Source organism: Anaerostipes hominis (ex Lee et al. 2021), assembly GCF_002270485.1.
In the GTDB taxonomy this organism is placed as follows: domain Bacteria; phylum Bacillota; class Clostridia; order Lachnospirales; family Lachnospiraceae; genus Anaerostipes; species Anaerostipes hominis.
In genome coordinates this window covers 156,000-181,081 of record NZ_NQOG01000005.1, presented here as the reverse complement: position 1 = coordinate 181,081, position 25,082 = coordinate 156,000, and the positions used below count along the sequence as shown (strand labels likewise).

The following is a 25,082-nucleotide window of genomic DNA, read 5'->3' as shown; positions in this document are numbered from 1 at the left end:
CTACGATTTCGCTATCCCTTCTTCTCGCCCACACCTCACGATGCAAACCTTGGGAGTCGCTTACAAGTTCGTCGGTAGCTACGCCTATGTGGACTTGCACCACAGAACACGGACATGCCCGTCATACTTAAAAAGACCCCATGAAAACAAAAAGTTTTCATGGGGTTGATTAATTCTCTTATATAGCAAAAATTATCTCTTTGAGAACTGTGGTGCACGACGTGCAGAACGAAGTCCCGGTTTCTTTCTTTCCTTCATACGAGGATCTCTGGTTAAATATCCTGCTTTCTTTAATACCGGACGGAAGTCTCCGTCAACCTGTAATAAAGCTCTGGAAATACCGTGGCGGATTGCTCCTGCCTGTCCTGTAAATCCACCGCCGATAACATTTACCAATACATCGTATTTTCCGAGAGTGTCAGTAGCAACCAATGGCTGGCGTACGACTACTTTTAATGTCTCTAATCCTAAATATTCGTCAATATCTCTTTTATTGATTGTGATCTTTCCTGTTCCTGGTACTAAATATACTCTAGCGATACTGCTTTTTCTTCTACCAGTTCCGTAATATTTTGCTGTAGCCACTTAATCGTCCTCCTTCTTAATACTTGATCTCTAATGCTTTTGGCTGCTGAGCCTGGTTGTTGTGCTCTGCGCCTGCATATACGTGAAGTTTCTTAATCATTGCTCTTCCCAAAGGACCTTTTGGAAGCATACCTTTTACTGCAAGATAGATAACATCTTCAGGCTTTTTTGCCATTTTTTCTTTTAAAGTTGTTTCTTTCATTCCGCCTACATAATCAGAGTGATTGTAGTAGATCTTCTGGTCTAATTTCTTTCCTGTTACCTGGATTTTATCTGCGTTCACAACGATCACGTTGTCGCCTGTGTCAATGTGAGGAGTATAAGTCGGCTTATTCTTTCCTCTTAAAACTTTTGCGATCTCTGATGCTAAACGTCCTAATGTATGTCCTGTGGCGTCAACTACATACCATTCTCTTTCAATTGTTGATGGGCTTGCCATAAAGCTCTTCATGGTTCTTCCTCCTAAATTTCTCAATCAATGTGTCTTCTATATAAAATACTCCCTCCGGGGCATTGGGGTAAGCATTTTCTTTTATGTCACATTTTCATATTATATAACACTGACCGGGGTGTGTCAATAAATTTTCTCCAAAAATTATGAAACAGAGCAGACCGGGACAGCTATTATCTATTGACGGTGATCAGCCGCAGTGATTTTGTTCTGCATACTTTTTAATATTGGAAACATTGCAGTGAGTCTCGAATTCATCCCCCCGCAGTACGACCAGGGACGGAGCCTGCATAATACCGTATTCCTGCACCAGCTCCTGATGTTCTTCCGCATCCACGATTTCAAACGGAATCTGGGAACTTTTAAGGACCTCTCCAGCCATCTTACAGTTCGGACAAGTTTTGGTTGTAAACAGAAGCATTTTCTGGGCTTCTTCCATCTTCTTTTCCGCCTCTGAGGCAAAGCTTATGTCTTTTTTCGGAGTCTTGGATGCTTTCAGGACAGAATTTTTGGGATCATACAGCTTCCTTTTCTTCATTCATATAACGTATGTTAATGAGTGTCAGTCCTTTTGCCGGGGCATTTGGACCTGCCTTTCCTCTTTTCGGATGCAGGAAAAGCTCCCGGACCCACTCCGGTTCTCTTTTGCCCCTTCCAATAGAGATCAGAGTTCCGGCCATCATCCTCACCATATTATATAAAAATCCGTTTCCCGTAACTCTCATTGTAATATACCGGCTGTTCTGCCTCACCTCACACTCATAAATCGTGCGCACAGTAGTCTTTGTAGGACTTCCTGTAGTGGAGAAGCTTAAAAAGTCATGCTCACCTAAAAAATAGCGGGCGGCTGTACGCATACGCTCCACATCCAAAGGTACATAAACAAAATGATGATGCCTCGCCGTGACCGGATTGTCAAACTCTGAATTGTAAATGGTATACTCATAAGTTTTTCTCGTATCCTGATACCTGGGATGAAAATCGTCCCTCACTTCTTTGGAAGACTGTATGACAATATCATCCGGCAGCCTCTGGTTCAGAGCCCTGGCGATCCTCTCACCCGGAATCTCCGTCTCCGTGTCAAATACTGCCACATTCCCAAGGGCATGAACCCCGGAGTCGGTGCGGCTGGCACCGATCACCGTGATCTCTTCTCCTAAAAGACTGCCAAGTTTCTCATTGAGAACCCCTTCTATGGTCGTATCCTTTGGCTGTATCTGCCAGCCGCAGTAATTTGTCCCTTCATATGCCACTTCTAATTTTATCCGTTTCATAGATCACCTCACGCCTATCTGCCAATCGGACAGAAAAATCCCAGGTAAATCATCAATGCCAAAAATAAAGCCAGGAACAGATAAGCCAGCAGGTCCCTTCTGCAGTATTTGAGAGGCTTCATCTTCGTCCGCCCTTCTCCGCCGTGGTAGCACCTGGACTCCATGGCCAGGGCCAGGTCATTGGCTCTCCTCACGGCCGCCACAAACAGCGGCACTACAATCGGCACCATACTCTTCATCCGGTGCAGAAAACTTCCGTTTTTAAAATCCACTCCTCTTGCGGTCTGAGCCTTCATGATCTTGTCCAGCTCCTCTGTGAGGATCGGGATAAACCTTAGGGCAATAGACATCATCATCGCAATCTCATGCACAGGAATTTTGATCAGTTTCAAAAAGCCCAGCGACTTTTCAAGCCCGTCTGTGAGCTCATTGGGTGTGGTCGTAAAGGTCATAAGGGAAGTGCCCAATACAAGCATCACCAGCCTTGTGCCCAGATAAACGGCTGTGACGACTCCTTCTTTGGTGATCCTGATGACACCAAAATGTACGATCGCTTCGCCCGGTATAAAGAAAATATTGATGACAACGGAAAAAAGCAAAATAACGCCAACGGCTTTCAGACCCCTGACAATAAAAGAGAGGGGTACGGTGGAAAGCCCGATCATCAAAGCCAAAAACAGCAGAGAAGCCGCATAAGTCAGCGAAGACTTTGAAAAAAACAAGGTTATGACAAAAATCAATGTCCCCGCCAGCTTCACCCGTGGGTCCAGCCGGTGAAGAATAGAGTCTGATCTGTAATATTGTCCTATGGTGATGTCTTTAATCATATGTTTGTTCCTTCTTTAATGTTTTTAAGATTGCCCTCTTGGCATCTTCAAGGGTCAGGATCTCTCCCTCGACAGGAAATCCCTTTTCTTTCAGATCGTTGGCCAGATGTCTGAAAAATGGTACGGACAGCCCCATCTGCTCCAGTTCTTCCTGATGAGAGAACACTTCTTCCTTATCCCCGTCAAATTCAAGGCGCCCACGGTTCATGACGATCATCCTGTCTACATAGGATGCGATATCTTCCATGCTGTGGGACACAAGTATGATTGTGATCCCCTGTTCCTGATTGAGACACTTCAGAAGTTCCAACAGCTGTACCCTTCCCTCAGGGTCCAGACCGGCGGTCGGTTCATCCAGGATAAAATATTCAGGCTTCATTGCCAGAATGCCTGCGATGGCCACTCTGCGCTTCTGTCCTCCGGACAGTTCAAATGGCGACTTTCCGAACAGTTCCTCAGAGATCCCCACGTCTTTGAGTGCCTCCTTCGCAGCTTCTTCGGCTTCTTCTTTGGAGGCCCCAAAGTTCATAGGACCGAAACAGACATCCTCCAGTATGGTCGTCTCAAACAGCTGGTGTTCCGGATACTGAAAGCAGAGGCCAACCTTTCCCCGAAGACTCTTGATATTATAATCCTCGGCATGGATATTCTTTCCCTCAAAATATACCCGTCCTTTTGTAGGTTCCATGAGCCCGTTCAGATGCTGGATCAGCGTAGACTTACCCGATCCCGTGTGTCCGATGATGCCGATAAACTCTCCCTCTCCGATCTCTAAATCTACATCGATCAGCGCGGGCTTTTTTATATCCGAATTATCTTCATATATATAACTTACTTTCTCTAAACTAATTGACATAACTCTTCCACCAGTTCTTCCCTTGTCGTTACCGCATCGGAAAGCCTGATTCCCTCCTTTTTAAGCTCATAGGCAAGCTCTGCGGCAAATGGCACCTCAAGCCCGTACCCTTTCAGCTCCTCTACATGTGCAAAGACTTCCTTTGGCTTTCCGCTCATCACGACCTTTCCCTGATCCATGACAAACACTCTGTCAGCCAGCAGTACTTCTTCCATATCATGTGTGATCAGAATGATCGTGATCTCTTTTTCCCTGTTCAGCTCCCCTGCAAGAGACAGAACATCCTGTCGTCCCCTGGGGTCCAGCATCGCAGTGGGCTCGTCCAAAATTATACATTCGGGTTCCATGGCCATGATCCCTGCAATGGCCACGCGCTGTTTCTGCCCGCCGGATAAATGATTGGGGCTTGCGCTGCGGTAAGCAGTCATCCCGACGCCCTCCAATGCCCCTGCCACGCGGCTCCAGATGTCTTTTGTGGGCACGCCGATATTTTCCGGGCCAAAGGCTACATCTTCTTCCACCACAGAACCGACAATCTGGTTGTCCGGGTTTTGAAATACAATGCCTGCACTTTGACGGATCTTCAGGAGCTTTTCATGGTCTCTTGTATCCATACTCTTTAAATAGACAGAACCGGATGTGGGCTGGAGCAGTCCGTTGATATGTTTTGCCAGGGAAGATTTGCCGGAGCCGTTGTGTCCCAGAATGGCAATGAACTCCCCCCTTTCCACCGACATATCCACACCATTTACGGCATTGACGGTCTGATTTTCCTCTTCCTTTTCCCCGTAAGTTATATATTGATGAATTAAATCTTTGATCTGTAATATTGACATTGGTTTCTCCTTTGACATATGCTCCATTATATCAATAAAATGGGCTGGAAACAATAGGTATTCATTGACATTACTGCGGGTAAATCCCGTGACGCAAAGCCAAGGGCCTAAACCATGAGATGGTATGACAGCCGGCTGCTCCATTTTACCTATCGGACATCATTTATATTTGATCTGACTGTCCTGTCAATGGATCTTACACTGCACTCTTTTCGTGCAGTTTACCTTACATTGTATACTTTATAGATAAAATAGACTCCGGCAGTATTCTGCCGGAGTTTTTTTCGTTTACATACTGTATATTTAGTTTTATATCATGAAAGGGGGAATCATTATGAGGCGATACAAAAGGCACACCATCCTGCTGGCGGCAACGCTTCTGGCATTTATTTTAGCAATGCTCGGCAATTTAAGCTATGCAGCCGATGAAACAAAAGACAATAAAGAGGCCGTTCAAGCCTCTTCTGCATCAGAGACACAGAGTAAAATCACAGAGACGGCATCTTCAGACACACAGTCACAGACAGAAGTCCCAGCCACCGGACGCTAACTCTGCTGTTCCTGCATCCGGCAACACTGCCGCTGACAGTTCGACGGAATCAAAAAAGAAAAAATCTGTTTCCAATGAAAATTCAGGTATACTGATCGAAGACTCTAATCTGTATGCCCAGGGTACGTCTATTCTAATAAAGAAGGACACCGGCGGAAAAAATAAAGCCGTGGAATCCAATGTCAGCATTGTCATCCAGAATGTACAGGTATCTTCCGTGTACGGGGGCGGTTATGCCATTGCTTCCAAAGGCAATGCAAGTGCTAATGTATCCGGTTCCATTTCCTGTACGCTGGAAAACGTCGATGTAAGTGAAGTCTATGCAGGCGGCTCTGTCGCTCTGAAAATCATAAATTCTGTCTCCCCGGTAGCCGAACAATGGGGCAATCTTGTGGCTGCCGCCTTTAAACGGCGGAGGTTCCGCTAACGGTTCCGGCTCTATTGCCATTGAGAAGCCTTCCGGGATGCCTGGCATCACCGTGGAGAATTATGAAGCCGACGCTCTTCTCACTGAGGAGGATGCACAGAAAATTGCAGCCGGAAGCACTATTGAGATTGTTTTAAAATCAGAGCCGGTATCTGCTCCTCCGAAACAAGCACAGAACCTTCTGAATAAGGAGATGGAACGTACTATTCTTCTGGATATTAATCTGTTAAAGATGACAGACGGCGTACCAGAAAGAATCCCTACCGTGGATTCTCCACTCACACTCACCTTTGATGTGCCGGAAAAATACCGCAATGAGACGCGGGAATTCTTTGTGATCCGTCTTCACGAACAGGCTGACGGAACATACTCTGCATCCACTTTAAAAGACTTAAACCCTGAGCCTGATAAAGTTACAATTGAAACTGACCGGTTTTCCGTATATTCTCTGGTCTACAAGAATGCACAAGATTCCTCACCCTCAACAACAGAACACAATACTGAAATTTCTTCCACTGAGAAAAATAAGACCACTTCCAAACAGAAACAGACATCCATAGGCAGGCGAAATACCTCCTCCCGCCACACAAGCTCTAAGAAAGGTACGAAAGCTTCAACGCACAACAGCACTGTATCCTATAAAGATACAGCGTCCACCGGAGATCAGAAGTATGATATCTCATCCTTGTTGATCCTCCTTTCAGGAAGCCTTATCTGTGCGGGCATGCTGCTCACAAGACATTTAAGAAGATGATCTTAGGCTCCTTATACTACAAAGAAGTCCAGGATTTTTCCTGGACTTCTTTATGATTACTGTCATATAGATTGTTTTATCCAATGATATACTCATCTATTTCTTCTAGAAATTTCCCGTAATCACTTTTCTCCGGTTCAATCTGAAGTTCTAATGGATGGGAAATATTTAAGCTGAAAATTCCTAAGATCGATTTTGCATTAATCACATATCTGTCTGACTTTAAATCTACACTTCCATCATATCTGCCGGCAGCTGCGGCAAACGTTTTTACATCCTCTACAGTATCTAATTGAATCGTTTTTTTAACCATAATTTTACTCCCTTTATTTTCTCAGTTCGCCTATTGTTTCTTTTAAACTCTTTAAATCTTGATCTAAGCTCTGATACATTTCTACATAATATGGATACAGCCTGTCATAAGCTTCTTCCCATTCTTTCACCGGCTGAATTATTTCTTTTACTTTTACGATTTTTTCGGCTGCCTTTGTAAGGTCCGGAAATACTCCAACTTTTCGTCCAACAATGAATGCGTCTCCCACCGGAACATCCCCTGATTTTTCGTCTAATAAATATACAGGAATATGAAGCATGGATGCCTTTATCTGAGCCCATGTACGGCTTTTTGCTCCGCCACCGCAAATTCGTAAACAATCAACGGCCGCCCCTGATTTTTTTACTGTTTCAAATACATGGCGAACAGCGTATGCTGTACCTTCAAATACAGAACGTGTCAAATCTGCTCTGGTCATATCCATTCCCATTCCGATAAACATACCTCTTGCATATTCATTCCACAACGGCGCTCTTTCTCCTAGCAAATATGGGAAGAATATCACACCATTTGATCCTGGTTCTGACTCCAATGCCAACTCATTTAAGTATGAATAAATATTTTTATTGTTTGCTTCGGCGTATGCTCTTTCTTCTGCTGCAAAAGTGTCAATAAACCATTTTAACGCCGCTCCACTTGTCTGAATTGGTGCATCAAATACCCATGGCATTCCATCAACTGCACAAGGTCTCGTAACAACCGGTACATCCGGCGCACTCTTAACATCACTTCCAATGAAAACGAGAGATGTTGTTCCAGATGACTCCCCACATTCCCCAAGACGACTGATTCCTGTTGCATGCATAGATGCCATAGCATCACTACATCCTGCAATGACTGGAACCCCTTCCTTTAATCCAGTTTCTTTGGCTGCTTCCTCTGTGACAAATCCGATAATTTCATCTACTAACTTTAATTCAGGAAGCATTGCTTCCAAATCAACACCAATGACATCTCCTATCTCCTTTGACCACTCCATTTTACTGATATCGAGACATTGCGTTCTTGTTGCCTGGTCAATATCAGATGTCATTTTTCCAGTCAGTTTATAGTTAATATAAGAACTTGCCTGTAAAAAATATTTTGTCTTTGCAAAAAGTTCCGGCTCATGGTTTTTAAACCATAAAATTTTGTTCGGAAGAAAGGCCACCGCCGGCTGTCCCCCTACAATACGGACAAATTTATCACTTCCTATGGTATCAACTATGTAATGCAATTCTTCTGCTGAGCGATTGTCCTGATACGTTAAAGCATTTCTGAGCGGTGTTCCATTTTCATCCAATGGAAGCATTGTAACTGTATGTGAACTAATGGAAATTCCTCTGATTTTCTTTATAACCTCAGATCCTGCCTGTTCTCCCAGACTTTTGAATATAGCAACTGTATTGCTCCACCACTCGTTTGCATCTTGTTCCTGCATGTCCGGACCAGGTACCAGAAATTTACTTGGTCTGCCTGCCTCTGCAACAACATCTCCATCTTCACTAAGTATAATCGCTTTCATATTTGTTGTTCCGCAATCCATACCTAATAAATAATTATCCGCTTTTTTCATTCCGCTTCCTCCAATGGTATTTAAGACTTTATATTGATTAACGTAAGAATAACAAATTTATTCTTCACACTCAAAAGGTCTTTTTCCTCATTTAAACGGAAATATTTCAGATACCATTTGCCGCAATATAACGGCAATAACGTGTTTGTTTTCTTCTGTTTTTATTCATTATACTAGAGTTGTAAGAAGGTATAACAAATAAAGAAGGGAGACTTACTTATGAAAATGAAAGCAGCATTAATGTATGGACCAAGCGATATTCGCGTTGAGGAAACAGACAAACCTATTTGTCCTGAAGATGGTCTGATTTTAAAGGTCATGTCCGTAGGTTTATGCGGATCCGATATCCGAAACTTAACAACTGATTCCAGAAAAGGAAACTACCCTTTTATCTATGGACACGAAATTGTAGGTTTTGTTGATGAAATCGGGGAAGAGGAAAAAAAATATAAAGTAGGCGACCGCCTGTTTTTATTCCCGGGAACCTATTGTATGGAATGTGATGAATGCATCAGCGGTCACAGTGAAAATTGTTCAAACACCGAGGTTGCAAAACTTGCAGGTACCGGAGGATTTGCCCAGTATGTTTCTATATCCGGCGAAAAGATCCGAAGAGGAGGTATTTATGAGATTCCCGATGACGTATCTTTTGATGCCGCAAGTCTCGGAGAACCTTTAACTTCCGTATTTGCATGTCTGGAAAATGTAAAGGTTGAATATCCTGACACCTTAGTCATCATCGGTGCCGGTCCTATTGGATGTTTCATGGCGCAGTTAGCTAAAATCCGCGGTGCACAGAAAGTTATTATGATTGATTTAAATGATACCCGTCTGGAAATGGCCAAAGGCTTTGGAGTGGACATCACAATCAATAGTTCAAAAGAAGATCCCATTGAAGCAGTTCAAAAGCTTACAGGTGGAAAAGGAGCCGATAAAGTAATTTCCGCCACACCTGCAAACGCAACACAAACACAGAGTATCCATATGGTACGAAAAGGCGGTTTGGCTGTTTTCTTTGGCGGCGTTCCAAAAGGCTCTATGACCGAATTAGATTGTAATTTGATCCATTATAACAATATCTGGATTAAAGGTCACTTTGGCGCTTCCTACAGCCAGTCAAAACGCGCATTCCAACTTGCAATTTCTTCATCATTTCCAACAGAGAAATTTATTACACACATCCTTCCATTAGATAAGATCAATGAAGGAATTCAACTTACGCGTACGGGTGAAGCAATTAAAGTGGTTCTTCATCCATTTGACAACTAACATCGTATTGGTGATGCTCTTTTTTTGCTCTTCAGACAGAACAAAGTTGTCAAGCCCCTCCTTCAAGAGGGGCTTGACAACTTTGAGCGCCAAATGCGATTTGACGAAGTCAAATGTTTTCCTTTCGCATTTTGTGTGCATCCTCGCGGAGCGTTTTTATGGCGGGCACCATAATAGAAGGTGTCGTCCCTTATAGTTTTTCTCCGATGTCGGAGATTATTCTCCTTGAGAATCTAGTGCCTGTGCATTCGTTGTTGGTGTCTTGACACAAGCGATGATACCAACGACTACCAGTCCAATTGCTGAAACAATAAAACGGTTGGAAATATCATTTCCCATTACATTTGCCATTGCATTTACTACGTATGCTGAGATAAAGTTACCAATATTATAGGTTGCAGATACGATAGCGATTGCAAGAGAAGCCTGTGCCGCCGGAACCATATTTGCCGCAAATGTTACTGCACCTGGATTCCTGATTGCAAAACCAAAACCTACAACTAATGCTCCTATACAGATGACATAGAAATTTGTAGACACACCAACCATTGCGGTACCTACCGCCATCAAAAGAATCGCTGCACCAATAGTAAATTTCCTGAACTTTTTAACAGTTGTTCCTAACAAGAGGCCTCCTACGATACCTACAACTTGCATAATAGAAGCAACCGTACCAGCTGTACTTGCATCCCCAATTCCTTTTCGGTCGATGTACATAGCAATATTTGTATTAAATGTTGCAACAAAAATACCTGTGATTAAACATAAGACACCAAAATACACCATTTCATTTGAAATCCTGCTGTTTTCACCTTTTACAACTGCCGGTATTGTTTCTCCCTTAGGTACTGTAAACAGAATGATCAATACGATAGGTATCGTAATCAAAAATACGAGGTATCCTCGTTCCCATCCAGCCATAGCTGTTAATAAACCAGAACCTTTTGCGATAATAGTTCCGCCGATACTTACAAAAATTGATTGTAATCCCATGACTCTTGATTTTTCAAGTCCTGTAAAGTAGTCAGAAATCAACGATGAGCTTGTTACAACAACAAAAGATAAACCTACCCCGATTACAATACTTGCTACATAAAGCATCCATAATTGCGTATTTAATACTTGTGGTATCAAGGCTCCCACGAGCATAAGAATTGTACCAATTACTGCAATATTTCTTTTGGTGATCTTCGTTTCCAACATTGGTTCTATGAACATTGCCGGTAAAGTTGTCAAATTAATCAGGGTCAAAACAATCTGAATTGCTGAATCACCTGCCCCTGGAAAGAATCTTCCAACCTCCGCTAAAATCGGCGCCAATGCACTATTACACGCCATAGTCAACGACATCACCAACAATCCGGCAGCAATGAATTTTTTATTTTTTGTGTTTTCCATTTTATACTCCTCCTCTTATCTTTTCCAGATGTATTTTCGTTCTTCTCCATTTAAGTAAGCTAATACTTCCTGAGACATCATTTCACCAGACCATCCGTCCACATCTGTTGTTAACCCTGCCATATGTGGTGTACATACAACATTTCTCATCTGTAATAACGGATGGTTTGCCGGAACCGGTTCCTCCCAGTACACATCAATCGCCGCACCTGCAATGTCTCCGTTTTGAAGTGCTTCTACAAGGTCTTTCTGGTCAATGACTGCCGCACGTGCTGTGTTAATCAAGAAAGCTGATTTCTTCATTTTAGAGAACCAGTCTTTATTAACAGATGCCTTTGTATCTTCAATTACCGGAAGATGAAGACTTACCATATCACTCTTTGTGAGCATCGTATCCAAATCAACTTTCTTGGCGCCATCTGCTGTGATTACTTCCTCTGGCATAAATGGATCATATGCTAAAATTTCCATACCAAATGCTTTTGCTCTAACAGCAACTTCACGTCCGATTGCACCATATCCGGCAATGCCAAGCTTCTTTCCATAAAGTTCAAATCCAATCCCATAATCTGTGAAAGGATGGTTCTCGTCTAACGGACCAAATGTTACATTTTTAACATCCGGAACATCATAGATATTTTCTTTCGCTGGTCCTGTATGTTCCCCTTTAGAAAGTCCTGTGGAACTAAGGGCCAGATTTCGTGCTGCCGCAATCATTAATCCCATATTAAATTCTGCAACGGCAACCCTGTTTCTTCCCGGTGTGTATGACAGTGGAATCCCTGCTGCCTTTAGCACTTCATTGTCAACTGTAACTGGTGTTCCTTTGGCAACTCCAATGAATTTCATTCCAGATTCAATCCATGTATTGATTGTATCCGCCTTTGCATTTTCATCTCCTAAAACAACGATCTCAAATCCTTTACATTCCTCACGGATCATCTCTTCTGTTACGTTTCCTTTTCCGTGTTTTAACTCTCCTGCCTCTGTAACATCACATAGCTTTTCAATTTCCTGTCTTCTCTTTTCAGGAAGCTGAGTACAAAGTACTAACCTTTTTTTCATCGTTTTCCTCCCAATATTCAGGTGATATAAATTTCGTCTTTATATTAAACACGTAATCCTGTATAATATCCTGTGTTGATCGCATCGTATATTTTTCCAACCTTCCTGCAGTCACCAAGGATATAATATTCGTCAACACAATCTGTAAGTGCATCCACTTTTTCAAATGGTGACTTAAAACCTAAGGCACATACAACCGTATCTGCTTCGATGATAATATCTTCTCCGTCCTTTTCACACAAAACTCCTGTGGAAAGGATTTCTTTCACCTTTGTATTCAAATAGCACGCTGCAGATTTTTCAACTTCTACCATAAGACCGCCTCTGTAAAATGAGTTTACTTCTTCTGCGATCTCTGATTTCATCTCGATAATCACACATTCTTTGCCTTCATGTTTGAATCCAACTGCACCTTCTGCCCCCACAAGACCGCCGCCAACAATAGCAACCTTCTGGCCAAGTTTTTCCGGATGAAGTTCCGCTTCAATAGCCATAACTACATGATCTGAATCAAGCCCCTTTATTGGCGGCCTTAATTCTTCCGATCCGATTGCCACCATAAGTGCATCCGGATGAAACGTTTTAATGTAATCTGGTGTGACCTCTGTATTCAGAATTACCTTTACACCCGCTTTCTTTACCCGGCTGCTTAAAACTTTTATCAGCTTTTGTACATCTTCTTTAAAATATGCAGCTCCTGCTGCATGAAGATTTCCGCCCAGCTTTTCTGTTTTTTCCACAAGTGTAACCTGGTGTCCCCGCCTGGCTGTTGTAATCGCGGCTTCCATACCTGCCGGTCCGCCGCCGACAATCAAAACTTTTTTCTTCTTTTCCGGCAGAGGTCTTTTATATCTCGCCTGCAGCTGCTCTCCCATAATTGGGTTAACCGCACATTTTACCATCTCCAATTCACCAGTTGCACCAAAACATTCATAGCATCGAAGGCATGGTGTAATATCATCAGCTTCATCATTATAAGCTTTTTGTGGAAGGTATGGATCTGCAAGACTTGCCCTTCCAAGTTCCACAACATCAGCCATTCCAGATGCAATGATTTCTTCCATTTGAGCCGGGTCGTTGAGTGATCCCACACATGCAACCGGAGTTTTTACATGTTTCTTTACTTCTGCTGCAAGATATACATTAACTCCTCGTTTATAAAATGCAGATGGATGAGTTCGGCAAAACATATCCGGATCCTCATGATTTCCACATGAGACATTGATAAGGTCAACTTTGTCATCGATCATTTCCGCTACTTTCACACAGTCATCCATGCCCAAACCTCTGTCGGTAAAATCATCCCCGGATATACGCGCTTCAATCGGAAATAATGGTCCAACTGCATTCCTTACAGCGTCCAATGAAAGCATGAAAAATCTTGCCCGGTTTTCTAAAGACCCGCCGAACTCATCGGTTCTCTGATTGAAAACGGGCGATAAGAATTGTGAAAATAACCAGCCATGAGCTGCATGTACTTGAACCATATCAAAACCGGTTTCCTTACAAAGCTTTGCAGCTTTTCCATAAGATTCAATAATTTCATAGATCAATTCCCGGGGCATCTCTGTGACATGTCCTTGCGGCATTTCAAAATCACTGGGACCATACGCAATATTTTCCTTGTCCACATCTCCGCCAACGCTGGCAAGACCTCCGTACATACCACCATGAGAGAGCTGGATGTTTGCATACGACCCTGCATTATGAATCAATCTTGCTGCCTCCGTCATGCCTTGTCTGACTCCAAAAGCATCTAGTTGAAGCTGTTTGTTATGGGATTTTCCTGTTGCAGAGTGTACAATCGCCTCTCCGTATGTAACTACACCTGCCCCGCCTTTTGCTTTTTCTTCTAAGTATGCTGTCATCTCCGGTGTAAAATGGCCATTTAAATCAATCATGCTTGGACTTGTTGGCGCACAGATGATTCTGTTTTTCATCTTTACATTTCCGACTCTCAATGGTGAAAATAAATGTGGATATCTTTTTCCGCATAGTTTCTTTTCTTCCATACTGTCTCCTTTTCTTATTACAGGGCTTTTTTCAAAATAGCCAGAACATCATCCTTTGTAACCCCTTGTTTCGGATTAAAATTAAGAACAGGTTCTTTCAATACATCGTTTGCAATCATATCGAAATCTTCTTCTTTGATTCCTTGTTCTGACAATGTTTTTATTTTTAATTCTTTTGTCAGCCTTAACAATTCTTTAGATAAAGAATATTTGTCTTCTTCTGGGTTTCCGCTCACCGGAAGCTGAATTGCTTTGGCAAGTTCGATCATTTTTTCAGGGCATGTATCTGCATTGTATTCCATAACATATGGAAGTACCGTTGCATTTGCCATTCCGTGGGCCAAGTGGAAATGTGCACTTAAGGTATGTGCGATTCCATGGACCAATCCTAAGTTCGCATTAGAAAATCCAAATCCGGCAATTATACAACCGAGCATCATATTTTCTCTCGCATCCATGTTTGAGCCATCCGCAACTGCCTTTGGAAGATTCTCATGAAATATCTGAAGGCCTTTGATGGAATGATATTGGGTTAAAGGAGTTGCCATGTTAGAAATATAGCTTTCCACTGCATGTGTAATGGCATCCATTCCTGTTGCTGCCGTAACACCTGCGGGCATTGTTTTTGTAAATTCCGGATCCGCTATGACTTTGTCCGGAACCAGCTTGTTATCAATAATCACATACTTACATACTGCCTTTATATCTGTTAAAGCTACTACATTTGTAACTTCACTTGACGTGCCAGCTGTGGTTGGCACTGCGATCAATGGCAGTACTCCTTTTTTTACAAGGCCAATTCCGCCATACTGTCCAATTGGTCCTGGATTTGTCATCAAAATATTTACTGCTTTTGTTAAATCAATACTGCTTCCGCCGCCAACTGCAACAAAAACATCAATTTTATTTTGCAGTGCAATGGATGCTGCCTCTTCAACTACTTCGTTTGTCGGATTTGGAATCACTCCGTCAAATATGGTTACATTCACATCTGCTTTTTTAATTTCAGCTAATACTTTTTCAGAGATACCTGCCATCTTAACTCCGGCATCGTACACAACCATAACGTTGTTTGCTTCGTATTCTTTTAAAATCTCCGGCAGCGCCTTTGCGGCATTTTTTCCAAATACCACATTGCTTTTTACAAAAAATTCTTTTGCCATTTTAAATCCCCCTGACTCTAGACTGCCTGATCCGCTGCGATTAATGCCTGCATTTTATCAACTGCTTCCTGAGGCATTGGCTCAAAGTTTCCAAGAACTCTTGCATAATATTCTGTAACTGCCATTTCCTCTGTATATACGGTTGCTGACATCGCAGCTTTCATATTTTTTCCGCAGCAGAACATTCCGTGATTTTTAATAAGAACTGACTTTCCACTTTCTCCTAAAGCTTCCACAACCCGATCGGCAACTTCATCACTGCCCGGCATTGTAAATGGTACTACTCTGACGGGTACAAATTCACATTGCGGAGGTGTGGTTGCTTTGATCTCTTCTGCTCCCATAGCCATGATTGTTGCAAACATTGCATGTGTATGTACCGTAGCTTTTACATCTGGTCTGGCTCTCATGACTGCTGTATGCATTGGAACTTCAGAAGATGGTTTAAAATTCCCATCCAGCCATTTCCCATTTAAGTCAACGATTGCAATATCTTCTAATGTCATTCCTTTATATGGAACTCCACTTGGTGTAATTGCAACAACATCGTCCTCGTCATCTCTTAATGCGATATTTCCTGATGTTCCTTTGATTAATCCTTGATCAACTGCATCTAAAATTGCTTCTAATACCTGTTCTCTGATTTTTTCGTACTTCATTGTTTGAATCCTCCTTTAAATTTGTATTTAAATCTTAGTCTATTGTAAGTTTATGCTCAAACAAGGATTTTCCGTTTTAAAACGGAAATTTTATTTATTTTATATACTAGTAATTTATTATTATAATAAAGGTAAAATATCCTTAACAATGAATTGTAATTCCTGTACAAGGAGGAAATTATGGAACACACTTCATTAACTTTGCGTCAAAGAAAACTGTTAAACTATATTCAACAAAAAACAGAATACGTAACTGGAGAAGAGCTTGCAAAACATCTGAATGTATCCGCCAGAACCATCAGAAATGATATTAACGAAATGAACCAACTCCTTGAAGACCATGGTATTCAAGTACATTCAAAAAGAAGCCGTGGGTATCTGCTATTTTCGGAAGACAATAACTTATTAAAGGAATTAAGCCAGACAGGGCGTTCCTTTTTATCGAGAGAAGACCGGATCCGGCATATTGCCTTTCGGCTTTGCCTTGCCGAACATCCAATTAATCTATATGATTTAGAAGATGAAATGTACATCAGCCATACAACCTTAGAGCACGATTTAGAAATGCTGCGCAGCAAATATATTCTTCCCTTCCCTCACATTGATTTTCACCGCGCCAAAAATACAATTTTTTTCGGAAAAGACGAACAGAAGAGGAGAGCCATTCTTAACAAATTATTTACTGAAAATTGGAATTATAATGCCCGGGGGAATACTTATTATCAGTATCAATATCTGGAAGAAGAAATTGTAAATTTGATTATGCCTATTACACAGAAATATCTTCAAAAATACAATATTGTTTTTGAAGATATTAATATGGTAATTTTGAATCTCTCGATTGCCATTATGTACTATCGAGTGATTAACGGACATATTCTCACTGATATAACTGCTTTAGCTTATGAAGATGCCACCGCTGTTCATGCAGCCAAAGAAATTTTTGATGCATTGGAGAAGAAATTAAATTGCAGATTTCCGGAAGCAGAACGGCAAGAAGTATACTTACATATTTCTTGTGCACGGCTCTTAGACGCAAGTAAACTAAGTTTTGCAACAGCCGGGACATATTTTAATAAAAATACCCTTGAGATATGCAATCGCTATTTGCAAATCATCAAAGAAACTTATCATATAGACTTAACGGAAAATGAAGATTTTTTCATTACCATCCTCCAATTTTTCCGTTATATGTTTCTTCCGGTCCATCACTTCAATAATGTTGATATTCCCTATGATATTGCCCGCAGCAATCTAATTATTTCTTTTGAAATCGCTTTTTTGGTTCAGCCGCTTGCCGCCGAATACTATAAAAACTATTTAGATTATACCGAACTGTTATTTTTAGCTTTTTGTATTTCCGGAGCTTTATCTTATAACAATAGAACGGCGCCAAAATTAAAAACAGTTGTTATGTCACATTTAAATCTGTCTTCCACTTGGTATTTGAAACAAAAAATTCTGAGCAAATTTCAGGATTATCTTTCAATTACTGCGCTGCTCCCTGTCTACATAAAAGACAGCTATGATTTTTCTAAAGTGGATTTGATCGTGACAACGATTAATAAAAATATAACAGAAAATAAAGATTGCCAAACGATTAGGATTTCCCCATTTCTGACCGCTCAGGATGAAGAAAAACTGGATGCTTATATTTCAAAATTACAAATCATACGACTGTGTTCTAACAGACTTCCTTCTATCCACAAGCTGCTTCAGGACGCATTTTGGCATGAACAATTAGAAAGTGATAATTATCTGGAAGTAGCGGAACTTTTAGCTGGAGATTTTATCCGGCACGGTTATGTGACCTCTGACTACATTACAAAGTTGTTTCAAAGAGAAGCAATTTTAACTTTTGCATTTAAACCCAGTATTGTTCTGATGTACGCTTTAACTCCAAGTACAAGAACCTGTCTTTCCATTGCCACAATGAAACATCGAATTCGCCGGAATGGATACAAGATTCGTACCATCATTTCATTAGCTGTCCGGCCGGAAGATACCACACTTATTTTCAGTTTCCTGAATCTGCTGTATGGAAATTTATTTGACATAGAAGAAACCAAGTTTTTAAAAACAAAACAAGCATTATTAGATTTTTTCTTGACATATAGTTCTGATTCTTAACATTTCAAAATCCAAAAAAGAGAAAGGAATATCCTCTCTCTTTTTTGGTTCAGATCCATTGCTATTTATTATTTGCCGGTTCCGGATGCTTTAGCTTATCCCACTTTCCTTCTTCCGTTATTGCTACAATCACAATGTTGATCAGGAAAAGGCATAAATATACTACGTACGCTCCTGTCAAACTGCCTGTAAATTTCATGACTGCTGCGTTCACCGCAAAATTCAGACATCCGATACAATAATTGATTGGAAAAATCACTCCGTTTACCTTTGCATAATCAAGTACTCCGAAAATAGACGCTGGAAATGACAGTGACATATTGGTGCTTCCACCCAATGAAAAACCTACAATAATAATTGAAACATATACCAACGGCATCCATAATGACGCAAGAAGGTTACATAGAATTCCCGTCGCAAATACTGCACAATAAATCATACATGCCTTTTTTGTACCAAGTTTTGTATCCATATATCCAATTGCATAACTTCCAATAATCCCGACAAGCCCCGCGATTGTCATTGCCGAAATTGCAACTCCATTAGATAAACCTAACGCCATATTTCTTTTTACGAATTGTGTAATGATACCCAAAAGTCCCAACGTAATAAATCCCGGAACAATCGCTGCAATCCACACCTCTTTGCATTTTAACATTTTAGGAATGGTCCAATCACTTACATACTCATCTTTTTCTGATAATTGTTTATACTCTGTTTCATAAACTTCCTTTGAAACATTATCCGGATACATACCCGCTTCTATCGGATTATCGCGCAATGTAATATACGCAAAGATTCCTAAGACAATGGCGGTAATTGCAAACAGTGAAAAACTTGTTTTATACTCTGCCACCGTTAATAAAAAAGTCATGAGGGGCGCTAAAACCGCTGTACCAATATTTGCTCCAATTGTACTGATTCCATTGACAACTCCCCTTTTTTTAGGGAACCAATCAGACTGCATTGGCCCTGTACATAGATAGAAGCATCCCTGTCCGCAGCTAACCATAATGCACTGTGCAATGGCATACATTACAATATTTGCTGCTCTTAGGAATAAAAAATAATATGTTAATCCAAATATAATAAATAATGCCGAACTTACTTTTCTTCCCCCGAATTTATCTCTGAACTTTGCAATTACAAGCATCATTGCCACACCGACAAACCCTGCTACCGTACCCATACTCAGACATAAATCATAGTTTAATCCTGCTCCTTTCGCAATTTGCGGAAGTGCAATGTTTAATCCATCGTTAACACCCGCATTTGTAACTAACATTGCTAAAATTGCAAAAAACATCAAATTCCAGCCTTTACCCAAATTGAAGCTTTCTTTTATCATTAGCTTTTTTTCCATACTTAATTCTCCCTGCCAAACTTCTTTCATCAACTGTTTCTCAGTTACTTTATGTGTAATCTTCATAACTTTTGACCGTGTAGTTGGTAAAATTGATGCATCTATTTTATATATACTCAACTATGATATACATAATATACAAAACATAAGTGCATCTCTTCAAACAGTCTTTTTCCGTTTAGAAAGGGAAATATCAGAATCTGCTAACAAGGATGTCCGCAGAAAGACACTTGCTGAATACCTTCATCATAAAAAACTGCATAAAAAATGCGGCCAACAACATGGCCGCATTTACTTATACAATTTTTAGTTATTCTTCCTGTGTACTTAACAGAGGCCCGTTCAATCTCCTGCTGCTTTTTATAGGATCAATCTTAAACTAATTCAAGCAATACTTCTAAAGCACCGTCACCTTTACGCTGTGCGATTTTGACGATTCTTGTATACCCACCATTTCTATCGGCATACTTCGGTGCATACTCGTTAAATAACTTTTCTGTAAGATCAACAGTCTTTGTATTAGCTTTTTTGCCTGCAAGTTCTGTCGGAACTTCTTTCACCGGATATAATACCTTTAACATCTGTCTTCTTGCATGAAGGCGGGAAGGCATATCCTTTGTAATCTCTTTTTTCACTGTTTCATATACAGTAACTTTCTTTCCGTCCACAACCTCTTTGACACGTTTTCCGTCGCTGTCTTTCTTTGCTACTTTAGCATCAACAGTGACTGTCTCAAAGTTATCTTTTTCTCTGACTGCCATAGCGATCAGTTTTTCTGCAATCTTGCGGATCTCTTTTGCCTTTGCTTCAGTAGTAACGATCTTGCCTCTGTATAAAAGATCTGTTACCTGTGAACGCAATAATGCTTTTCTCTGAGAAGATGTTCTTCCTAATTTTCTATACTTTGCCATTGTAATGACCTCCTGTGATTTTTCGCCATGCCTACTTCATACCTTCAGCCTAGGCGGGTCTTTTTATGATTTCTTATTCGTCCCCTGAATTTAATGCCAATCCAAGTTCATTTAATTTTGCAAGAACTTCTTCTAATGATTTGCGTCCTAAGTTGCGGACCTTCATCATATCTTCCGAAGTCTTGTTGGTCAGTTCTTCCACGGTATTGATTCCTGCTCTCTTCAGGCAGTTATAAGAACGAACGGAAAGTTCCAGTTCGTCAATGCTCATTTCCAGAACCTTTTCTTTTTCGTCGTCTTCCTTTTCTACCATGACTTCTGCTGTCTTGGCATTCTCAGAGAGATCTACGAACAGGTTCAGGTGTTCGCACAATACTTTAGCGGCGAGGCTGACCGCCTCGTCCGGTGAAAGGGTTCCGTTTGTAAAGACATCCAAAGTAAGCTTATCGTAGTCTGTCACCTGTCCTACACGGGTATTTTCCACCTTTAAATTCACACGCTCTACCGGAGTATAGATTGCATCAACTGCAATCTCATCGATAGAGTTGCCTTCCTTGTCTGCTTTGTCAGCACCGACATAACCGCGGCCTTTTGTGATCGTAAGTTCCATATCCAGATGTGCGTCATCTCCGCTCAACGTCGCGATGACCATATCAGGATTCAAAATCTCGATATCACTGTCAGCCTTGATGTCACCGGCAGTCACGACACCGCTTCCAGAGTACTCAATAAAGGCCTGTTTTGGTTCGTCCGTAGGACTGTTATTCTTAATCGCCAGGGACTTGATGTTCATGATGATCTCAGGGACATCCTCTTTCACTCCCGGGACTGAACTGAACTCATGCAGCACACCCTTGATCTTTACGGCACTGACTGCAGCGCCCGGCAGAGATGAGAGCATGATCCTCCTTAAGGAGTTTCCGAGTGTCGTTCCATAGCCGCGCACTAACGGCTCGACTACAAAACGCCCAAAACGGTTATCTTCAGAAATCTCACTAATCTCAATATTTGGCTTTTCAAATTCAAACATTTAAGCCCTCCTTCTGGGTTAGGAATTTGTTGAGGGTTATTACGATTATTTAGAATATAACTCGACGATCAGTGTCTCATTTACAGGAACGTCGATCTCTTCTCTTGCAGGTAATTCCTTTACAGTTCCGCTCAGTGCTTCCTGATTTGCTTCTAACCAAGAAGGAACCATTCTTCCGCCGGTCACTTCTAAGATTTCTTTGTATCTAGGAGAAGTTTTGTGTTTTTCTTTAATCTCGATCACATCACCTACTGATACTTTGTAAGATGGGATGTTGACTGTTTTGCCGTTTACAAGAACATGCTTGTGGTCAACGATCTGTCTGCATTCTTTTCTTGTTCTTCCAAATCCGAGACGGAATAATACATTGTCAAGTCTCAGTTCCAGAAGTGTCATAAGGTTTACACCTGTCTGACCTTTCATCTTTTCTGCTTTTGCGTAGTAGTTTCTAAACGGTTTTTCTAATACACCGTAGATAAACTTCGCTTTCTGTTTTTCACGGAGCTGAAGTCCGTACTCACTCTTTTTTCTATTTCCTCTTGTTGAGGTTCTGTTAGACTTTTTGTCGATTCCTAAAAATACAGGATCGAGGCCTAAGGATCTACATCTTTTTAAGACTGGAGTTCTATCAATTGCCATCTTTCAAATTCCTCCTAATTAAACTCTTCTGCGTTTTGGTGGGCGACATCCGTTGTGAGGTACCGGTGTTACATCTTTGATGCTTGTAACTTCCAGACCAGCTGCTGATAAAGCACGAATTGCTGCTTCTCTTCCTGATCCCGGTCCTTTTACCATAACGTCCACTGTTTTTAAACCGTGTACCAATGCTGCTTTTGTTGCTGTCTCAGCAGCCATCTGTGCCGCATAAGGAGTAGATTTCTTGGATCCTCTGAATCCTAATCCACCTGCGCTGGCCCAAGAAAGAGCATTTCCCTGAGCATCAGTTAATGTAACGATTGTATTATTAAAAGATGACTGAATGTGTGCCTGTCCGTGCTGAACATTCTTTTTCACACGTTTTTTAGCCGCTTTTTTTGTAACTTTAGCCATAATTAACTCTTTACCTTTCTTTAAACTAAACCATATCCACTAAACAGCGAGAAAACCTGACAACCCAACGGGGCGTGTCATGTATTTCCGTCCAAAGTATACCATCAAATATTTGATGATCCATGTATATGCTGTTATTTTTTCTTGTTTGCAACAGTTTTCTTAGGACCTTTACATGTTCTGGCATTTGTCTTTGTCTTCTGTCCACGGCAAGGCAGTCCCTGTCTATGGCGTTTTCCTCTGTAAGATCCTATTTCTTTTAATCTCTTGATATTAAGAGCGATTTCTCTTCTTAAATCTCCCTCTACTGTCTGTGACTCAGAGATAACTTCGCTGATTCTGCGAACTTCATCATCTGTCAGGTCACGTACACGAGTATCCGGGTTTACATTTGCTTCTGATAAAATACGTTTAGAGCTTGTAAGACCGATTCCATAAATATAGGTAAGTCCAATCTCCACACGTTTTTCTCTTGGTAAATCAACACCTGAAATACGAGCCATGTTTTTTCTTCCTCCAAAAATTATTCATTTTAATGTTGTTCAGGGGCAATCCATATATCCGCGTACGGTGAAATGATATATATGTCTCTTGCCTGACTACGATTTTATCTATATAAATATCAGCATGGAATCTGCGTTCCATACTGCAGCCGCCTAACAAAAAGTATTACTGTATGGTACCTTGAATACAGTAATATAAACACACAAAGAACAAAGATAGGAATCCTTGCTATATGAAATAGAAATTATCCCTGTCTCTGTTTGTGCTTCGGATTCTCACAGATCACTCTGACAGAACCTTTTCTTCTAATTACCTTGCATTTTTCACACATAGGTTTTACAGATGCTCTAACTTTCACTTGTAATTCTCCTTTCCCAAAACGTTCGGATTCAATTATATCATCATGTTATTTAATTTTCAAGGCTTTTCTTATTTATCCCTCCAAATAATTCTTCCCTTTGACAGGTCATACGGAGAAAGTGCAAGAGTAACCTTGTCGCCCGGAAGGATCTTGATGTAATTCATTCTGAGCTTTCCGCTGATATGTGCCAAAATCACATGCCCTCCCTCGATCTCTACCTTAAACATCGCATTCGGCAGTTTCTCCAATACGATTCCTTCTACTTCAATTGCTTCTGACTTTGCCATTTTTCCGACTCCTTTTTCTACTTTGATAATGATAATAATTCGTAACCATTTTCGGTTATTAAGATTGTATTTTCATAATGGGCGGCAGGGCTTCCGTCTGCCGTCACAACGGTCCAGTCATCAGAAAGCCATTCTACTTCCCATGTTCCGGCGTTAACCATCGGTTCTACAGCCAATGTCATCCCTGCCCTGAGCTTCATGCCTTTTCTGCGTTCCTTGAAATTCGGGATCTGAGGGTCCTCATGGAGATGCGTTCCGATCCCATGGCCCACCAGGTCTCTCACCACGGAATAGCCATTGTTCTCTACGTGTCTTTGGATTGCCTCGGAAATGTCAAATAGATGATTCCCTTCTTTGGCAAACTTCATACCTTCAAAAAAGCTTTCCTTTGTAACCCTGATCAGGCGGGCTGCTTCATCTGAGATCTCCCCGACGCCATAAGTCCTGGCGGCGTCAGAGTGGTATCCCTGATAGATGACCCCTGCATCCAGGCTGACAATATCTCCATCTTTTAAGATCCGCTCCTTCTTTGGAATGCCGTGGACCACTTCGTCATTGACAGACACACAGATGGATGCCGGATAACCATTGTAATTCAGAAAAGAAGGAATACACCCGTATTCCCTTATGATCTTTTCCCCGAACTCGTCAATCTCTAAAGTAGAAATTCCCGGTTTGATGATCTCGGCCAAACGGTCATGCGTCTCTTCCAAGATCTTACCGGCCTCTCTCATTTGTTCGATTTCTCTTTTTGATTTGATCGTCACTGCCATCTTAATCTTATGCCTCTAAAATACTTTTGATCTCATCAAATACTACATCAATGTGCCTTGTGCCGTCGATCTCATGCAGGCTGCCTGCACTCTTATAGTGAGAGATCAGCGGTGCGGTCTGTTCGTGATAAACATCCAGCCTTTTCTTTACTGTCTCTTCCTTATCGTCATCTCGGAGGATCAGCTCACCGCTGCATATATCACAGATTCCTTCTGATTTCGGAGGATTATATTTTGCGTGGAAGATCGCACCGCATTCCTTGCAGGAACGTCTTCCGGACATCCGGTCAATGATATTCTCATCCGGAACCTCGATATCCAGCGCATAATCAATTTTCATATCTTTTGCAGCAAGAGCCGCATCCAACGCTTCTGCCTGAGGAATCGTCCTTGGGAATCCATCTAAAATGAAGCCCTTTTGGCAGTCGTCTTTCTCAATCCTGTCAACCACGAGATCAACTACCAGCTCATCCGGAACCAGCAGTCCCTGGTCCATATACTCTTTGGCTTTTTTGCCAAGCTCAGTTCCATTCTTGATATTCGCCCTGAAAATGTCACCGGTCGAAATATGCGGAATGTTATACTGCTCTGCAATCTGCTTTGCCTGAGTTCCCTTTCCTGCTCCTGGAGCCCCCAACATAATAATCTTCATAATGAA

Annotated in this window: 28 protein-coding genes and 1 riboswitch; of the genes, 4 read left to right on the top strand and 24 right to left on the bottom strand. The window is 41.4% G+C overall.

The window, feature by feature from the left end; all coding sequences use genetic code 11:
• Positions 1-192: 192 nt before the first annotated feature.
• The 7 genes from rpsI to CI597_RS07315 form a co-directional block, all read right to left on the bottom strand.
• The gene (gene rpsI / locus CI597_RS07345; RefSeq protein WP_006568524.1) at positions 193-585 is read right to left on the bottom strand and encodes a 30S ribosomal protein S9; all 393 of its coding nucleotides are present in this window, start codon (positions 583-585) and stop codon (positions 193-195) included.
• A 16-nt stretch (positions 586-601) separates the two neighbouring features.
• On the bottom strand, positions 602-1,036 hold the full coding sequence (gene rplM, locus CI597_RS07340) for a 50S ribosomal protein L13 (RefSeq protein WP_006568523.1): 435 nt from the start codon (positions 1,034-1,036) through the stop codon (positions 602-604).
• A gap of 190 nt (positions 1,037-1,226) precedes the next feature.
• Positions 1,227-1,574: a glutaredoxin family protein gene (locus CI597_RS07335; RefSeq protein WP_024729381.1), complete on the bottom strand. Its 348-nt coding sequence runs from the start codon at positions 1,572-1,574 to the stop codon at positions 1,227-1,229.
• Positions 1,552-2,310, bottom strand: a complete 759-nt coding sequence (gene truA / locus CI597_RS07330) for a tRNA pseudouridine(38-40) synthase TruA (protein WP_024729380.1) — start codon at positions 2,308-2,310, stop codon at positions 1,552-1,554. The genes CI597_RS07335 and truA overlap by 23 nt, the downstream gene beginning before the upstream one ends.
• A 14-nt stretch (positions 2,311-2,324) precedes the next feature.
• On the bottom strand, positions 2,325-3,137 hold the full coding sequence (locus CI597_RS07325) for an energy-coupling factor transporter transmembrane component T family protein (protein WP_024729379.1): 813 nt from the start codon (positions 3,135-3,137) through the stop codon (positions 2,325-2,327).
• Positions 3,130-3,993 carry an energy-coupling factor transporter ATPase gene (locus CI597_RS07320; protein ID WP_024729378.1) on the bottom strand — a complete coding sequence of 288 codons (864 nt, stop codon included), beginning with the start codon at positions 3,991-3,993 and terminating at the stop codon, positions 3,130-3,132. The genes CI597_RS07325 and CI597_RS07320 overlap by 8 nt, the downstream gene beginning before the upstream one ends.
• Entirely contained in the window at positions 3,978-4,829 is an 852-nt protein-coding gene (locus tag CI597_RS07315; protein WP_024729377.1) for an energy-coupling factor transporter ATPase, read from the bottom strand. Before CI597_RS07315 ends, CI597_RS07320 begins: the two co-directional genes overlap by 16 nt.
• Positions 4,830-4,897: 68 nt before the next feature.
• Positions 4,898-4,972: riboswitch (cyclic di-GMP riboswitch) on the top strand.
• A 273-nt stretch (positions 4,973-5,245) separates the two neighbouring features.
• Between CI597_RS07315 and CI597_RS07310 the strand changes: the two genes are divergently transcribed.
• The gene (locus CI597_RS07310) at positions 5,246-5,806 is read left to right on the top strand and encodes a hypothetical protein (protein WP_095142904.1); all 561 of its coding nucleotides are present in this window, start codon (positions 5,246-5,248) and stop codon (positions 5,804-5,806) included.
• Positions 5,769-6,560, top strand: a complete 792-nt coding sequence (locus CI597_RS07305; protein WP_095142903.1) for a hypothetical protein — start codon at positions 5,769-5,771, stop codon at positions 6,558-6,560. The genes CI597_RS07310 and CI597_RS07305 overlap by 38 nt, the downstream gene beginning before the upstream one ends.
• 76 nt (positions 6,561-6,636) lie before the next feature.
• Here CI597_RS07305 and CI597_RS07300 read toward each other — a convergent pair whose 3' ends face one another.
• Together CI597_RS07300 and CI597_RS07295 are read right to left on the bottom strand one after the other, a co-directional pair.
• Positions 6,637-6,873, bottom strand: coding sequence for an HPr family phosphocarrier protein (locus CI597_RS07300; protein ID WP_024729373.1), 237 nt, complete (start codon positions 6,871-6,873; stop codon positions 6,637-6,639).
• A 13-nt stretch (positions 6,874-6,886) separates the two neighbouring features.
• Positions 6,887-8,449, bottom strand: a complete 1,563-nt coding sequence (locus CI597_RS07295) for a xylulokinase (protein WP_024729372.1) — start codon at positions 8,447-8,449, stop codon at positions 6,887-6,889.
• A 219-nt stretch (positions 8,450-8,668) separates the two neighbouring features.
• On the opposite strand from CI597_RS07295, the gene CI597_RS19385 reads away from it, so the two are divergent.
• Positions 8,669-9,718, top strand: coding sequence for a zinc-binding dehydrogenase (locus tag CI597_RS19385; protein WP_024729371.1), 1,050 nt, complete (start codon positions 8,669-8,671; stop codon positions 9,716-9,718).
• Positions 9,719-9,934: 216 nt separating this feature from the next.
• Here the strand turns inward: CI597_RS19385 and CI597_RS07285 are convergent, their stop codons facing one another.
• The 5 genes from CI597_RS07285 to CI597_RS07265 are packed head-to-tail and all read right to left on the bottom strand — an operon-like array spanning position 9,935 to position 16,015.
• Entirely contained in the window at positions 9,935-11,116 is a 1,182-nt protein-coding gene (locus CI597_RS07285; protein ID WP_024729370.1) for an MFS transporter, read from the bottom strand.
• Positions 11,117-11,131: 15 nt separating this feature from the next.
• Positions 11,132-12,181, bottom strand: a complete 1,050-nt coding sequence (locus CI597_RS07280; RefSeq protein ID WP_024729369.1) for a 2-hydroxyacid dehydrogenase — start codon at positions 12,179-12,181, stop codon at positions 11,132-11,134.
• Positions 12,182-12,225: 44 nt separating this feature from the next.
• Positions 12,226-14,193: an FAD-dependent oxidoreductase gene (locus tag CI597_RS07275; protein ID WP_024729368.1), complete on the bottom strand. Its 1,968-nt coding sequence runs from the start codon at positions 14,191-14,193 to the stop codon at positions 12,226-12,228.
• 17 nt (positions 14,194-14,210) lie between these two features.
• Positions 14,211-15,356 (bottom strand): iron-containing alcohol dehydrogenase, encoded by a 1,146-nt coding sequence (locus tag CI597_RS07270; protein ID WP_024729367.1) that lies wholly within the window; start codon positions 15,354-15,356, stop codon positions 14,211-14,213.
• Between the two features lie 17 nt (positions 15,357-15,373).
• Positions 15,374-16,015: a class II aldolase/adducin family protein gene (locus tag CI597_RS07265; protein WP_024729366.1), complete on the bottom strand. Its 642-nt coding sequence runs from the start codon at positions 16,013-16,015 to the stop codon at positions 15,374-15,376.
• A 180-nt stretch (positions 16,016-16,195) separates the two neighbouring features.
• Between CI597_RS07265 and CI597_RS07260 the strand changes: the two genes are divergently transcribed.
• Positions 16,196-18,145, top strand: coding sequence for a BglG family transcription antiterminator (locus tag CI597_RS07260; protein ID WP_024729365.1), 1,950 nt, complete (start codon positions 16,196-16,198; stop codon positions 18,143-18,145).
• A 61-nt stretch (positions 18,146-18,206) separates the two neighbouring features.
• Here CI597_RS07260 and CI597_RS07255 read toward each other — a convergent pair whose 3' ends face one another.
• From CI597_RS07255 to CI597_RS07210, 10 genes are all read right to left on the bottom strand, one after another.
• Positions 18,207-19,508, bottom strand: coding sequence for an MFS transporter (locus CI597_RS07255; protein WP_024729364.1), 1,302 nt, complete (start codon positions 19,506-19,508; stop codon positions 18,207-18,209).
• A 374-nt stretch (positions 19,509-19,882) separates the two neighbouring features.
• Positions 19,883-20,419: a bL17 family ribosomal protein gene (locus CI597_RS07250; RefSeq protein ID WP_024729363.1), complete on the bottom strand. Its 537-nt coding sequence runs from the start codon at positions 20,417-20,419 to the stop codon at positions 19,883-19,885.
• A gap of 73 nt (positions 20,420-20,492) precedes the next feature.
• Positions 20,493-21,449: a DNA-directed RNA polymerase subunit alpha gene (locus tag CI597_RS07245; protein ID WP_024729362.1), complete on the bottom strand. Its 957-nt coding sequence runs from the start codon at positions 21,447-21,449 to the stop codon at positions 20,493-20,495.
• A gap of 45 nt (positions 21,450-21,494) precedes the next feature.
• Positions 21,495-22,088 (bottom strand): 30S ribosomal protein S4, encoded by a 594-nt coding sequence (gene rpsD / locus CI597_RS07240; RefSeq protein ID WP_024729361.1) that lies wholly within the window; start codon positions 22,086-22,088, stop codon positions 21,495-21,497.
• 18 nt (positions 22,089-22,106) lie between these two features.
• A complete protein-coding gene (rpsK, locus tag CI597_RS07235) occupies positions 22,107-22,499 on the bottom strand; it encodes a 30S ribosomal protein S11 (protein WP_006568510.1) in 393 nt (130 codons plus the stop codon).
• A 134-nt stretch (positions 22,500-22,633) separates the two neighbouring features.
• Positions 22,634-23,002: a 30S ribosomal protein S13 gene (rpsM, locus tag CI597_RS07230; RefSeq protein WP_006568509.1), complete on the bottom strand. Its 369-nt coding sequence runs from the start codon at positions 23,000-23,002 to the stop codon at positions 22,634-22,636.
• A 245-nt stretch (positions 23,003-23,247) separates the two neighbouring features.
• Positions 23,248-23,361, bottom strand: coding sequence for a 50S ribosomal protein L36 (gene rpmJ, locus CI597_RS07225; protein ID WP_024729360.1), 114 nt, complete (start codon positions 23,359-23,361; stop codon positions 23,248-23,250).
• Positions 23,362-23,432: 71 nt separating this feature from the next.
• A complete protein-coding gene (gene infA / locus CI597_RS07220; RefSeq protein ID WP_006568508.1) occupies positions 23,433-23,651 on the bottom strand; it encodes a translation initiation factor IF-1 in 219 nt (72 codons plus the stop codon).
• Between the two features lie 17 nt (positions 23,652-23,668).
• Positions 23,669-24,424 (bottom strand): type I methionyl aminopeptidase, encoded by a 756-nt coding sequence (gene map / locus CI597_RS07215; protein WP_024729359.1) that lies wholly within the window; start codon positions 24,422-24,424, stop codon positions 23,669-23,671.
• 7 nt (positions 24,425-24,431) lie between these two features.
• Complete coding sequence (locus CI597_RS07210) at positions 24,432-25,076, bottom strand: adenylate kinase (RefSeq protein WP_024729358.1); 645 nt, start codon at positions 25,074-25,076, stop codon at positions 24,432-24,434.
• Between the last annotated feature and the right edge of the window lie 6 nt (positions 25,077-25,082).

What these genes read in the sequence shown, in the direction of transcription:
- infA (WP_006568508.1), bottom strand. Translation starts at nt 23,651, where the DNA reads ATGGCAAAGTCAGAAGCAATTGAAGTAGAAGGAATCGTATTGGAGAAA.
- CI597_RS07275 (WP_024729368.1), bottom strand. Translation starts at nt 14,193, where the DNA reads ATGGAAGAAAAGAAACTATGCGGAAAAAGATATCCACATTTATTTTCA.
- CI597_RS07280 (WP_024729369.1), bottom strand. Translation starts at nt 12,181, where the DNA reads ATGAAAAAAAGGTTAGTACTTTGTACTCAGCTTCCTGAAAAGAGAAGA.
- CI597_RS19385 (WP_024729371.1), top strand. Translation starts at nt 8,669, where the DNA reads ATGAAAATGAAAGCAGCATTAATGTATGGACCAAGCGATATTCGCGTT.
- truA (WP_024729380.1), bottom strand. Translation starts at nt 2,310, where the DNA reads ATGAAACGGATAAAATTAGAAGTGGCATATGAAGGGACAAATTACTGC.
- CI597_RS07250 (WP_024729363.1), bottom strand. Translation starts at nt 20,419, where the DNA reads ATGGCAAAGTATAGAAAATTAGGAAGAACATCTTCTCAGAGAAAAGCA.
- rpsD (WP_024729361.1), bottom strand. Translation starts at nt 22,088, where the DNA reads ATGGCAATTGATAGAACTCCAGTCTTAAAAAGATGTAGATCCTTAGGC.
- CI597_RS07270 (WP_024729367.1), bottom strand. Translation starts at nt 15,356, where the DNA reads ATGGCAAAAGAATTTTTTGTAAAAAGCAATGTGGTATTTGGAAAAAAT.
- CI597_RS07295 (WP_024729372.1), bottom strand. Translation starts at nt 8,449, where the DNA reads ATGAAAAAAGCGGATAATTATTTATTAGGTATGGATTGCGGAACAACA.
- CI597_RS07260 (WP_024729365.1), top strand. Translation starts at nt 16,196, where the DNA reads ATGGAACACACTTCATTAACTTTGCGTCAAAGAAAACTGTTAAACTAT.
- rpsK (WP_006568510.1), bottom strand. Translation starts at nt 22,499, where the DNA reads ATGGCTAAAGTTACAAAAAAAGCGGCTAAAAAACGTGTGAAAAAGAAT.
- CI597_RS07315 (WP_024729377.1), bottom strand. Translation starts at nt 4,829, where the DNA reads ATGTCAATATTACAGATCAAAGATTTAATTCATCAATATATAACTTAC.
- CI597_RS07245 (WP_024729362.1), bottom strand. Translation starts at nt 21,449, where the DNA reads ATGTTTGAATTTGAAAAGCCAAATATTGAGATTAGTGAGATTTCTGAA.
- CI597_RS07300 (WP_024729373.1), bottom strand. Translation starts at nt 6,873, where the DNA reads ATGGTTAAAAAAACGATTCAATTAGATACTGTAGAGGATGTAAAAACG.
- rplM (WP_006568523.1), bottom strand. Translation starts at nt 1,036, where the DNA reads ATGAAGAGCTTTATGGCAAGCCCATCAACAATTGAAAGAGAATGGTAT.
- map (WP_024729359.1), bottom strand. Translation starts at nt 24,424, where the DNA reads ATGGCAGTGACGATCAAATCAAAAAGAGAAATCGAACAAATGAGAGAG.
- CI597_RS07265 (WP_024729366.1), bottom strand. Translation starts at nt 16,015, where the DNA reads ATGAAGTACGAAAAAATCAGAGAACAGGTATTAGAAGCAATTTTAGAT.
- CI597_RS07325 (WP_024729379.1), bottom strand. Translation starts at nt 3,137, where the DNA reads ATGATTAAAGACATCACCATAGGACAATATTACAGATCAGACTCTATT.
- CI597_RS07210 (WP_024729358.1), bottom strand. Translation starts at nt 25,076, where the DNA reads ATGAAGATTATTATGTTGGGGGCTCCAGGAGCAGGAAAGGGAACTCAG.
- CI597_RS07335 (WP_024729381.1), bottom strand. Translation starts at nt 1,574, where the DNA reads ATGAAGAAAAGGAAGCTGTATGATCCCAAAAATTCTGTCCTGAAAGCA.
- CI597_RS07255 (WP_024729364.1), bottom strand. Translation starts at nt 19,508, where the DNA reads ATGGAAAAAAAGCTAATGATAAAAGAAAGCTTCAATTTGGGTAAAGGC.
- CI597_RS07320 (WP_024729378.1), bottom strand. Translation starts at nt 3,993, where the DNA reads ATGTCAATTAGTTTAGAGAAAGTAAGTTATATATATGAAGATAATTCG.
- rpsM (WP_006568509.1), bottom strand. Translation starts at nt 23,002, where the DNA reads ATGGCTCGTATTTCAGGTGTTGATTTACCAAGAGAAAAACGTGTGGAG.
- CI597_RS07310 (WP_095142904.1), top strand. Translation starts at nt 5,246, where the DNA reads ATGCAGCCGATGAAACAAAAGACAATAAAGAGGCCGTTCAAGCCTCTT.
- CI597_RS07285 (WP_024729370.1), bottom strand. Translation starts at nt 11,116, where the DNA reads ATGGAAAACACAAAAAATAAAAAATTCATTGCTGCCGGATTGTTGGTG.